The 12,547-nt window shown below is 43.4% G+C and carries 10 protein-coding genes; 5 read left to right on the forward strand and 5 right to left on the reverse strand.

What is annotated here, in order from left to right:
* Window positions 1–3: 3 nt before the first annotated feature.
* Window positions 4–1,056, reverse strand: a complete 1,053-nt coding sequence (locus CXF82_RS14665) for an alkene reductase (RefSeq protein WP_102044450.1) — start codon at window positions 1,054–1,056, stop codon at window positions 4–6.
* 140 nt (window positions 1,057–1,196) lie between these two features.
* On the opposite strand from CXF82_RS14665, the gene CXF82_RS14670 reads away from it, so the two are divergent.
* From CXF82_RS14670 to glnD, 3 genes are all read left to right on the forward strand, one after another.
* On the forward strand, window positions 1,197–1,778 hold the full coding sequence (locus CXF82_RS14670) for a TetR/AcrR family transcriptional regulator (protein WP_102038112.1): 582 nt from the start codon (window positions 1,197–1,199) through the stop codon (window positions 1,776–1,778).
* A 505-nt stretch (window positions 1,779–2,283) separates the two neighbouring features.
* Window positions 2,284–2,802: a hypothetical protein gene (locus tag CXF82_RS14675; RefSeq protein ID WP_102044447.1), complete on the forward strand. Its 519-nt coding sequence runs from the start codon at window positions 2,284–2,286 to the stop codon at window positions 2,800–2,802.
* Between the two features lie 359 nt (window positions 2,803–3,161).
* Complete coding sequence (gene glnD, locus CXF82_RS14680; RefSeq protein WP_102038113.1) at window positions 3,162–5,765, forward strand: [protein-PII] uridylyltransferase; 2,604 nt, start codon at window positions 3,162–3,164, stop codon at window positions 5,763–5,765.
* 88 nt (window positions 5,766–5,853) lie between these two features.
* Here the strand turns inward: glnD and CXF82_RS14685 are convergent, their stop codons facing one another.
* Together CXF82_RS14685 and CXF82_RS14690 are read right to left on the reverse strand one after the other, a co-directional pair.
* Window positions 5,854–7,050, reverse strand: a complete 1,197-nt coding sequence (locus CXF82_RS14685; protein WP_101093155.1) for an MFS transporter — start codon at window positions 7,048–7,050, stop codon at window positions 5,854–5,856.
* 72 nt (window positions 7,051–7,122) lie between these two features.
* Entirely contained in the window at window positions 7,123–7,791 is a 669-nt protein-coding gene (locus CXF82_RS14690) for an SDR family oxidoreductase (protein WP_102044448.1), read from the reverse strand.
* Window positions 7,792–7,907: 116 nt separating this feature from the next.
* On the opposite strand from CXF82_RS14690, the gene CXF82_RS14695 reads away from it, so the two are divergent.
* Window positions 7,908–8,831 (forward strand): LysR family transcriptional regulator, encoded by a 924-nt coding sequence (locus CXF82_RS14695; RefSeq protein WP_102044449.1) that lies wholly within the window; start codon window positions 7,908–7,910, stop codon window positions 8,829–8,831.
* A 185-nt stretch (window positions 8,832–9,016) separates the two neighbouring features.
* Here the strand turns inward: CXF82_RS14695 and CXF82_RS14700 are convergent, their stop codons facing one another.
* Window positions 9,017–10,138, reverse strand: coding sequence for a TDT family transporter (locus CXF82_RS14700; protein WP_101093149.1), 1,122 nt, complete (start codon window positions 10,136–10,138; stop codon window positions 9,017–9,019).
* A gap of 243 nt (window positions 10,139–10,381) precedes the next feature.
* Between CXF82_RS14700 and CXF82_RS14705 the strand changes: the two genes are divergently transcribed.
* Entirely contained in the window at window positions 10,382–10,801 is a 420-nt protein-coding gene (locus CXF82_RS14705; RefSeq protein WP_101093147.1) for a ribosome recycling factor family protein, read from the forward strand.
* Window positions 10,802–10,925: 124 nt separating this feature from the next.
* Here CXF82_RS14705 and CXF82_RS14710 read toward each other — a convergent pair whose 3' ends face one another.
* Window positions 10,926–12,434, reverse strand: coding sequence for a lytic polysaccharide monooxygenase (locus tag CXF82_RS14710; RefSeq protein WP_219621789.1), 1,509 nt, complete (start codon window positions 12,432–12,434; stop codon window positions 10,926–10,928).
* Window positions 12,435–12,547 lie beyond the last annotated feature (113 nt).

Consider the following 12,547-nt stretch of genomic DNA (forward strand, 5'->3'; position numbering starts at 1 on the left):
TGTTTACACTAGGCTGGCTAGCATCTCATCTGAATATGTCACGAGTTCCTTGCCTTCACGAACGCGGGCGACATAGTCAGGGTTAGCGATAAACGGCCTGCCGATCGCTAACAGATCAAATTTATTTTCGGCGATGGCGGTGCTGCCCGTTTCAGCGCTGTAACTGCCTACGCCCACGAGTGTTTTACTGTAAACACTGCGTACGTAACTTGATGCACTGCCATCGAGATAATCAAACTGCATGCTGTCGTCAAAAATACCGATATGTAGAAAAGCCAAATCACGCAGCTCAAGCTGAGCTAATAAGTAGTCAAATACGGCGCGGTCTTTATTGTCGCCGGCCATATTGAAATAAGCGCCCGGTGACACTCTCAGTGCGGTTCTATCACTGCCAATACGCTCGCTGATAGCATCGATTACTGCTAACGGAAAACGGGCCATGTTTACGGCTGTTTGACCATATTCATCGGTGCGATGATTACTGGCGTGATGTAAAAACTGGTCGATAAGATAGCCGTTAGCGCCGTGGATCTCGACACCATCAAAACCAGCATCTATCGCGTTTGCCGCAGCCTGAGAATAATCAGCGACTAACTGTACTATCTCGTCATGGCTAACAGCCTTAGGGACTTGATAGGTTAAATCACGCTTTCTGGGAACACTTCCCTCTAGGCCAACGGCAGAGGGTGCTACTACCTGAGTCGAGCCTGATTTTTCAAAAAAGTGTGGGTGAGCCACTCGACCTGTATGCCATAACTGCGCAAATATTTTGCCACCAGCGTTATGCACTGCATCGGTCACTACTCGCCAACCATCTATCTGAGCTGGGGTAAATAAGCCGGGTGTATTGGGATAGCCTTGACCATCGGGACGGATAATTACCGCTTCAGAGATGATCAAACCCGCTTCGACGCGGCGAGCATAATAGTCTGCCATGGCTTGAGTTGGCACTAATTCATCATCTGCCATACAACGAGTCAATGGCGCCATCAGGATGCGATTTTGTAGGGTGATAGTCTCGTTGAGCGCAAAAGATTGAAATAGGTTATCCGTCATAACGACCTCGGTATCTTGAATGAACATTCAAGATATTCTTATTTGAATAATCATTCAAGTATTATTTTGAACAAACATTCAAAATTCAGTACAATCAGTTTATAGTCGATGAATGAGTCGAAGCCTGGAGCCAATCTCGCATGCGTAATGCCGAATTTGATAGAGAAAAAGTACTGAGATCTGCCATGACTGCTTTTATGGACAAAGGTTACGGTAAGACGAGTATGCAAGATCTCACTAAAGCCACAGGTCTACACCCAGGCTCTATCTACTGTGCGTTCGATAATAAACGCGGTCTTCTATTGGCGGCTTTAGAGCAATATAAAACCGATAGAAGTGCCGAGTTTCTGCGGTTTTTCTCTGGGAATAAACCGGTATTAGTCGAGCTAAAAGCGTATCTGGATAACATAGTGCAGGAGTGCATCAGTTGCGAAGCCGCTAAGGCTTGTTTGCTGACTAAAGCGCTTAATGAAATGGCACAACAAGATGAAGAAGTGCAAACAATCATTACCGAGAACCTAGCCAACTGGCAACAGGGGATCGCCGATGTGTTGGCGTTAGCTCAATCTAAAGGTGAGCTCAGCGCTAAACGTGATAGCCAACATTTGGCGCGCTTTTTAGTCATGGGCATTTATGGTTTAAGAACCTTTGCCCACACGCATCCTAAGGGCGAAACATTGCAAGAACTTGCCGACCAACTCTTTTTCGATATCACTGCTTAGCGCTGCTGATTAAAAGGGCTAAAGCGAGGCCCTTTAAACTCAGACATCTCCACCTTTTACTCAGCCTCAAATTCTAAACCCAAGCCTACAATCGCATTTGCGTGTTTCATCGAGACGCACTATGCCTAATTATCGACTCTAATAAACTTACCTTGTAGCCCAGTCAAATATCGATACAACAAGCGTGCTTTTTGAAGTCCTCATTCTGGGTCTTTTTCGCTCATAAAACTGGCTGGCTTAGTATTTTTTATGACTGCCAATTCTTTGAGTCACTGTTTATTAGCAAGCATGTATTTGTACCGTTATTTAAATCAAGACTATAGTAAGGAATAGAAAAGTGGCGTGGGGTTATTGGGTTTGTCGGTAAATGATGGCAGTAAGTTTTATTCACGGCGAATAATCACTTCTAACAACACTTTAATGGATTGATGATTGAATAGATCATTAGAATAAATGTTGATTAAAAATCAACTTTTACATAAATCAGCCTGCTATTGGAGACGATATGATATCAGTCAATAAAAGTACCCTATTTACAATAACCTTACTATGTGTAAGTTCATTAGGTGCCGCTCAGGCCGAGCAGTATGTGTTTCCTGAGAAAGGACAAACCGCTGAACAACAAACAGCCGATGAAGCCAGTTGTGATGCATGGGCGGCAACAGAGTCAGGTTACAATCCAAGTCAACCGCAAGCGGCACCCGTTGCAGCAGCTCCTACTCAAGAGCAAGGTGCTGAACGCGGTTCAGGGATGCGTGGAGCAATCTCAGGCGCCGCTACCGGTGCTGTTGTTGCAGAGATAGGTGATGATGATAGAAGTGATGCTGCAGCCAATGGTGCCGCTGTAGGGGCTGTTGCAGCAAGACGACAAAGCCGTCGACAAAATGCTAATGAAGCTGATCAACAGGCGGCAACACAACAACAAGCGCAAGCCGAAGTGCAAAGCAGTAATACTCAAGGAACGGAAGAGTTTAATCGCGCCCGTTCAGCTTGTTTAGAAGGTAAGGGTTATAGCGTTAAATAATACTAACCTTGGTGCTAATATATGTAAGGGACGATGACTATCGTCCTTTTTTGATGTTAACCTCCCGCTCGAAACACTTATGACTACGCCAGATAAAATCCAATATCCCCACCATAATCACCAAGCAGCTGGCTATCAAACTCACTTTTGTATTTAGCCCGTTTGGGTCATTAGAGACAGAGCCCTCTTTGCCTGCATGGTTTATTTATAAGCGAATACTTAATCGTTAAAGTTGTTGTCGATTTGTAATTCTTAGTTAGATCATCTAACCTGTTTTTTCATTTAAAGGGAATTGCATCGCGGTTTAATCCGTAAAAATAAGGTCTATAGGGCTTAATGCAAACGGCCACAGGAGAAACATGTCAGACTCTGATATATCACCTCAATTCAGTTCAAAAATGGGCATTACTGATTATAAAAAAGTAATCCAAGATGCCGACAACTACTTTAATAAGCACTTTACTCACGTTGCTATCGACGAAATCGTAAAGTTACGCGCTGATTTTTTTGATTCCTTGCTGCTCCACCTCTGGGAATGCGCCGGTCTTGCGACCGAAAACCTATCTCTTAATGCGGTGGGCGGCTATGGCCGTCAAACGTTACACCTGCACTCCGACATTGATATTTGCGTATTATTTTCGCAAGAGCTGAGTCCCTATCAAGAGACACAAATAGGGCAGTTTTTTACCCAACTATGGGATATTGGTCTAGAGCTTGGCCATAGTGTTCTAGCTCTGAATGAAATAGATAAAGCGTGTGAAGACATCACCATTGCAACGTCACTGTTTGAAATTCGCCATTTAACAGGACCAGAGTCTCACGCTAAACAGGTGTTAGAGAGACTCTATGGTGATGATCTCTGGAGCAGTGAAGCTTTCTTTAAAGCCAAATTTAGTGAGCAAGATGAACGTCATAAAAAGGCACAAGGCAGTGCTTTTAGCCTCGAGCCTAACCTAAAAAATAGTCCCGGTGGAATGCGCGATATCCAAACGCTTATCTGGGTAACCCGCAAGTATTTTGCAGCAGAAGATATGGCCGCCTTAAGGCGATTCGGTTTCTTTACCGCCGACGAACATGCAGAATTATTAGAGTCACAACATTTTATCTGGCGTACACGTTGGGCATTACACGCTGCAGCACAACGTTCTGAAAACCGACTACTTATCTCTTTGCAAAGTGATGTTGCTAGGCTGATGGGCTTTGGCGACAACAGTCACCTTGCCATCGAAAAAATGATGCGTCAGCTATACCGTGCAATGAGGCGGATTAGCGAACTAAATCAAATGTTATTGCAGTATTTTAAAGATGAAATACTGGTACAAACAGACAAGAAGTCGATAGTGTTAAATCAACACTTCGAAATAAATGGTCGACAGATAAATGCTCGCCATGATGATGTCTTTGTTGACCGTAAGCAGCTTATTGCTCTGTTTATCCATATTGCAGAAAACGCTAACGATATTGATGGTATTTCGCCGCAAACGATTCGACTAATACGCCAGGTTAGGCGACGACTACTGGGCGACCTGCAAGATTTTGATCGCTGCCGTAAAGAGTTCCTCGCGCTATTTCGTCACCCTCAAGGCATGGGGCTTGCGCTGACATTAATGCATAGACATGGCATTTTAGCGTCGTATCTTCCGCAGTGGCGTGAAATTGTCGGTCAGATGCAATTCGACCTCTACCATGTTTATCCCGTTGATGAGCATACTCATAAGTTACTCAAAAACTTATATTCACTCGGCGGCAAAGCTGAAATCCCCTCGCTTGCCCAGCCTAGCGCTGTTTACAAAGCGATAGAGAATAAAGAAGTATTGCTATTAGCGGCCTTATTCCATGATTTAGGCAAGGGACGTGGCGGTGATCACAGTGAATTAGGGGCTGTCGACGCGCTGCAATTTGCTAAGTTTCATGAGCTAAAACCTTCACAAGCTAAGGTGATAGCTTGGTTAGTTAAAAATCATCTATTGTTATCGTTATCCTCTCAACGGTTAGATATATATGACCCGTCGGAAGTTAAGAACCTTGCCAAAGCGATTGGCACTAAAGCCAGACTCGACGCTCTCTATTGTTTAACGGTTGCCGACATTAAGGCGACCAACGATGATCTGTGGACTAACTGGAAGGCAACGTTACTGCGAGATCTCTATTTGTCGATTAGTTATGCACTGCGTAATGGCTTAGAAAATGTTTTAGAGCAGCGAACTATCGTCCGTGAACACAAAAATGAAGCGCTAGAATTGATAGGCTTGAGTGAACATCCTGATGTGATTAAACAGCTTTGGAAACGCTTGCCGCTATCCTTTTTCAGTAATGCTCAACCCAGTGAAATTGCTCGCTATTCTAAAGCCATGACACAACACCCTGCAGAGCATTCACTTATTTTGCTCGATGAAAGCAGCACTAAAGGTAGCAGCGATCTATTCGTTTATATGAAAGATAAGCCGGGCTTATTTGTGACACTATTTAATACCTTAGCCTCACTACAGATCTCGGTTCAGCAAGCTAATATTTCTAGGACTAAAGATGGTTATGTGGTGGAGTCTTTAAAAATACTCGATTACGATCAACATCCAATAAGAACCGCTGGGCGACGTGATCGTATCAAGCAAAGGCTTAAACAAGTGCTGTTTGAAAACAGAAAACTGCCTAAAAAGCGCCTTAATAGCAACATTGACTCATTTGTCAGCGAAGCTAAAGTAGAATTTTTGCACTCTCGTAAAAAGGATAGAACGCTGATCAGTGTTACCGCGCTCGACAATCCACAATTTATGAGTCACTTCTGTAACGGTTTCAGGTTATTCGAACTCAATATTCACTCCGCAAAAATAACCACCGTGGGTGAGCAAGTTGATAATGTATTTTTGGTCTCTGATAAAGAGGGGCAGTCATTAGACGATGAAAACAAACAAGCGCTTAAATCCTTCTTTGTCGATATGATTAACGAACAAACTCCTGCTTAATTCATTATGATTTCAGCTCCCTGCTTATTCATCGAATAGGCAGGGAGCTGTTAATTAAACTCCGTAAGTGCTTTACTGCAAGTCGATATTAGCGATTAACACTGGCTAAATTGGCAACCAATTTATCTTGTGTACTCTCACGTTTGTTAGCTTTAGCGATAAAGAATAACCCTATGATGGGCACAATAATGGCCGCGTAAGGGATCATGCCTGCTCCCATGTGACTATCAAGTACCATCCCACCAAGGAATCCACCAAATGCATTGGCTAAGTTAAATGCTGATATATTGGCTGTTGCCGCAAGTTCTTGGCCTTCACCACCGTGATTCATGACGCGAAGCTGCATAGCCGGTACATTGGCAAATGAGGCTATACCGAATACAAATAGGGCAATAACAAACAGAATTTGGTTATCAATAACCAGACCAACAATGATAAGGGAAACAATCATCGCGATTGCCCAGAACATTGACGCTTTTCTAAGATTCTTGTCTGAAGAGCGACCACCAAGTATGTTGCCAATAATGAGACCTAGACCAACAATAACGAGGATCCAAGTGACTGCCTCTGGGCTATAACCTGCAATGTGCGTTGCTATAGGTGCGATGTATCCATAGAGGGCCATGAAACCTGACCAAGCTAACGCTGTGATGGCTAAGCTCATTATGAGCATTGGATTTTTGAATGCTTGTAGCTGACTTTTTATATTTTTTGCTTCACCGTGACCCGTTGACTTGATAGACATTAGGATTGAAATCATGGCGATGGCGCCAAACGCAGCAACAATAAAGAAGGTGTTGTGCCAGCCAAATTTTAGGCTGATCCACGTGCCAGCAGGAACACCTAGTACATTAGCAAGTGTCAGACCCGCGAACATTTGACCTACTGCGCGACCGGCCATTTTCTCTGATACTAAGCCTGTCGCAACAACTGCACCTATTCCATAAAAGGGCCCTTGTACCAAGCCGGCAATTACTCGACTAAGAAGGAGTAAATTATAAGTGGGTGCTAGCGCTGACATTATATTGCCGATGATGAACAATGCCATCAAGCCAATGAGTACTTTTTTCTTATTAAAACGGGCTAGATAAATCGTTAAGATTGGGCCACCGATAACAATCGCTAATGCGTATGCACTAATTAAATATCCTGCCTGACCTTCTGTGATTGATAGTGATGTTGCAACTTGAGGAAGGATCCCCGCGATAACAAATTCTGCTGTGCCAATAGCGAAGGCTGCAAGTGTGAGGATCCATACTTGTAACGGCATTTTTTCTTTATTCATGATTAATGACCTTGGTTTACTTTATGATTTATTTGGCATGGCTTTGCACACCAGACAGGTTGTTTTTATCGACTAATTGATGAGAGCGCCACCATCAACGTCAATGACAGAGCCCGTCATATACGGGTTGGTAATTGCCATGACATAAGCCATCGCTATATCTGCAGGCGTTGCTACTCTGCCTGCGGGTAAATTGCGTTCAGCGTTTTCATACATGGCTTCACGAGATGGGATATCCATATTTTTATATGCTGTAGTCATGGTTAAACCAGGGCTAACCGCATTAACTCGAATCGGCGCGAGCTCTTTAGCGAGCACTTTTGTTACCGCCTCTAACGCCGCATTAATGGCGCTTTTTACGTAAGTATTGGCAACAACTTTGCGAGAGAGCATGCCCGTTGTCAGTGTTATTGTTCCATTGGGTGTCAGGTAGCGGGCAGCATGCTTAGCAACATTGATGGCACCCCAAAACTTGATATCGAAGGCTTGTTTAGCATCATCAACGGCAACGTCAGTTACTTTTCCCGCAGGGGCATATGAGCCTGCGGTAACGATAAGATGATCGAAAGGGCCAATGGATTCGAAATAACGATGTACTGCTTTCTCGTCACTGATATCTAACCCGGTTGTACGGCTTGCTACATGAACAATGTTATTGCCATTATTGAAGTGTTTTGCCACGGCCTCACCTATCCCTGATGCACCGCCAATGATGACGTAGGTTTTTTTTTTCTGGTCCATGGTTAGTTCCTTCAGTTGTTATTGATGACAGTTGCTATTATATTCATTCGTATTAATTTGATAATTGGGCAAAATACGAAGTCATTATTCGTCTGAGCTGAATAATAGGAGGGGGAGTGGATAAATTCTCTGATATGGAAATGTTCGTCAGCATTGTGAAACATCAAGGACTCGCCGCCGCTGGGCGCGATATTGGCCTTTCTCCTGCCACAATGACGGCAAGGCTACAGGCGCTTGAAGAAAGATACGCGGTGAAACTGCTTAATCGAAGTACCCGACATATCTCTCTGACAGATTCGGGGGCTTTGTACTACAAGGCGTGTATAGAGATTTTAGATAATGTCAGTGAAACTGAAGCTCTGATCCAGAATGGCGTCAAGGAGGTAAAAGGTTCACTGAAAATAGCGGCGCCAAAGGATGTCGGTAAGCAATATATTCTTCCTATACTGTCTGACTTTTGTAAACTGTACCCTGATGTGGTGCCCTACCTATATTTGAACGATAACATCGCCAATATTGCAGAATCGAGTATGGATATTGTTATTCGGTATGGAGAGCTAGCTGACAGCAATTTAATATCACGACGTCTGTCGGCCAGTAGGCGAGTGTTATGTGCCTCGCCTGAGTACCTCAAAAAACATGGAGTACCATTAACACCACAGGATTTGGTGAGTCATCATTGCCTTGCCATGTTGCGCAGTAATGAGGAGTTAAAAACCTGGCATTTTCAAGATAAAGATAAGAGGAATTCAATCACTGTTGTCCCCAAGCGATTTTCTGATGATGGCGAGGTTATTCGATGCTGGGCATTAGAAGGGGCTGGAATAGCCCTTAAATCAGTGTTAGACATTCAAGATGATATTGATAACCTACGTCTGGTGACTGTACTCAATGGATACATGCAGAACTTCAATGCATCGACATCAGTATCGAGTGCAAATTTGAATGTGGTGTACATTAGTAAGCAGTATCAGCCGAAACGCATTAGATTATTCTTAGACTTTTTGATTGATAAATTCAGTTATCAATCAAAACAATAAGATTAAACTCACTCTATCTCCTGTTTGTTGTTGAACGAATGGGAGGCCTATTATTTAATGCAATAAAGCGAATAGACCACCCATAGTAGTGGGGTAATTTTTGAATCAGAAGTACGGTGCTAAACTCGTTTTTTAGGCCAATCTAAACATGGGCTTAAAATATTTAGGTTATAGCGTAGAGGGATTCAGAGCGATTTGCCTTTTTTCGATACCGCATGAACTGGTGTTATTGGATTTTTAATAATATGTCCCTTTTTTATTCCTTTGATAGTGCCTACAGCGGCAACGATCCAAGAAATAAATAGACCTATAAATAAAATGACGGCAGCCCAGCGGAACACATCCAAATCGGTATGGATTGCCAGCTGAATCGTCCCGGTTACGCAAGTGCCGACGGGGAAGGTGAATGCCCACCACGTTAACGCAAAAGGCATCTTATTACGCAGTGCGCGTAAGGTGAGTAGGCTTACCAATATTGACCAAAAGAAGGCGAATCCCCAAACCGGCACACCATAAATAATCGCCATATTGTTCATGCTATCGCCAATAGGGCCTTCAACAACAAGTAATGCAGCAGTACCTAACGCACCCGCCGCAGTAATCGACTGCCCTAGCGGCCCTAATACTATCCAAAGTGTGGGTACTCGAGGGCCACCAGAAGTACCGGAATGCGCTAAGCGACTCCAGATCAGAGTGATGATAATGAATGCACTAAACAAACTCACCCCAAACATGGCATAGCAACCGTAAAGCATTAACTGCTGTATCTCAGGGTTGGCTATATAGGGGATAAGCATTGCGCCTATCGCTGCAGACACCATCGGTGGTACGACGGGCATCAGCCAGCCACCAAAAGCACCATCATCACGTACTTCATAGTGAGTGAATAAACGGTAGGGAATGGCAACGGAGACGATAAGGCCACTCAACGTGCCGAATACCCATAGTGCCCACGCTATCGTTAACGTCGTCGGCTCTGAAAAAAGATGGTTACCATATAAAATGGTGCCGCCAGCCACTGTTAATAATGCCATTGGTGGAGCCCCGAAAAACTGCGCCATGATGGGATCATTAAGCTGGCGTTTGATAATATGAGGTTTGACTATTGCTTGAAGTGTTTTCAGCCCCACCATGATAATTAGCATTAAAAATGCCAACAGCCAAATGGCTAATCCTACGTTTACTAATTGCTTACCGACATAAGGCAGGTTAGCAAGAGCATTTGCAATAATGCCGGTGCCCATAACTGCGGCAAACCAGTTGGGCCCAATTTCGGTGCTTAATTCTACTTGGTCATTTTTAGTCATAGTTAGGCTTTAGTCTTTGCTAATGTTATGAGGTCATAAATTTAACGTTAGTATATAAGGATAAGTTGTCATTCTGTTGTTTGAGACAATATTTATAATAATTAGGTGATTAAGAGTACTTATCAAATAGAAAAATTATTCTATTACTGCTGCTTTGTTACTATGTCATTAAGAAGCGAATAAACTTAAGCTGGATTCAAGTAATGATTAAATCGGTGCAGAGTAAACTTTTGAAATACAGTTATGAATGAAGCCATCACGATCTCACTTCCGTCTCTTATTCACCGAATAGGAAGGGATGCCGTCAATCGAGCCAAAGTTGTTGCTACCCAGTATCATTGCGAGCTTAAACGTGTGCGGCGTTCCAGAAACTGGGGGCTTTCTGGTGAGGCGATCAGTATTCAATCATTCGCAGGGCAGTTGAAAGCGGAGTCATTACAAGCGCTGGAGTTGAAGTCGATTGATGAGGGGGAATTTCGTTATCTTGTGCAAAAGATTGAAACTGCCTTGCTTGATCATGCTGATAAGTTAGAGCCTTTAGCGGAAAAGTTAGTTCGCCTAATTAACGAAAACCCTAATGTCACCTTGGCTGAATTGATACACGTCACCGATTGCACCATGAGTGAAGCCAGAACCGCTCGTTTTGATGCTGACTCTTGGTAGTGGCAGCTGTTCAAACGAGGCAGCGTTCAGGTGTGTATTTATTCGATTTAGCTGACATTTACTCGAAAAAAAACCAGAAGGTCGAGCCTTCTGGTTAAACAGGGAACTATTTTAGGTTATTGGTTTAACGCCATACTCCCCATTCGCCAGTGGTGCCGGGTTCTTCACCAAGTGTCCACCAATGAGCAGTCCAAGATTTACCTGCATGAGTCACAACATCGTTTTCGGTATAAGTGCTCGTTGCGCTCCAAGCTTTAGTCTCTGGGTCAACGGGAGGGTCTACAGGGTCTACAGGGTCTACAGGATCTGTAGTAGAAGCCTCTACGACGAATGAATAGACCTCCTCATCACTAGCATCGTTATTACTGATCACTAGTTTAAAAGTTAATTCATGGCGAGTATTTGTGAGCTTAGCTGTATCAACAATTAATTCGTTGTTTGAACCAATATTGATTTCTACCGGTGTGCCGCTAACTTGTAACCATTGAATATTGCTTGCTGCACCCGTGCTTTCATCATGGGTCAGTACGACATAATCACCATGGGTAACAGTAGCGTTATTTAGTGTTTTCAGTACTTTTGGTGAAATCACTGCATCAACTGGGTTGGTATCTGTAGTAATGGAAAACTCACCTGACGCTCGTGAATCTTTTGAATTAAAGTCGTTTCCGTGTAAATCATTCTTGAAATACATGTAGTGGCGCATGTCTTCATGCCAGCGACCAATGAACACATTGCCTTGATGATTCGATTCGTACCAGCCATTGACCTTCGATGCTAGTAATCGGTCCCAATCATTGTTGTTCTCTTCTGTAATCACAACAGAGAATGAAGAGTGTTCTTCGCCGTTTTTATTAAATACTTTGTAGTTTACTGAATCGCCGATAGTCGCTGAACTTAGATTGACCGATTGCGGTATAAAAGCATCCCCTGCCACTAAATACGGTTCGGTAGGTGTTGGATCGGGATCAATGGGTGGTGGGGTTACGCCATCATTTACAATGACAATATCACTGCAATTGTAAAAGCCTTCACCTACTGGGTCTGCACGTTGCCAGCGTACAAATAGAGTTGCATTGCCGACACGATCTGCCGGAATGGTGACATCTATTCGGTATTTTCCACCGACGACGGGTACGTTGCCCTCTTCTTGAAATAGCTCTAGATCCCCCCATGCTAGCGCTTTAGATAAGTCTGCATCAGGTTTGGTGAGGTAGAACTGCCAAAATGATGGATTATGGGGTGCTGTTGCATTGAATACGTATTCGAATGTTCCCGCATTGACTTCCGATCGTGTCCAGCCACTGTGTGCTGCACCCATTCCCTTTTTTTGTGGGTCATTGGCATAACACAAGGTGCCATCAGGAATAGCATTTTTAACTGTTTGGATATTGTTGTAATCAGTAATATTAATCGAAAATTCGTTACGCTGTACAAATGGGTATGTGCCGGAAATTGCTTTGGCTTGAGCACATGCGGCGTTTGGTGGGCTTCCACTCCAAATACCACCTTCGTTATAACAGGTTTGCTGCCTAGCTTCTGGGTATTCCGACCACCCGTGAGCCTGTGCTTGTACACTGGATAACATCAAAAATACTGACGTCATTGTCATGCTGAAATGTTTTATCTTCATTATTTTTCATCCTTTGTTATATAATATTTTTTTATTTAAATTGTTGACGCATTTTGATGGTTTTAAATGCTAGGTTATTTAAGTTTGAACTCTGTTGTGTATTTCAGGTTTGA

This window comes from Shewanella sp. GutDb-MelDb, assembly GCF_002836075.1.
Lineage (GTDB): Bacteria > Pseudomonadota > Gammaproteobacteria > Enterobacterales > Shewanellaceae > Shewanella.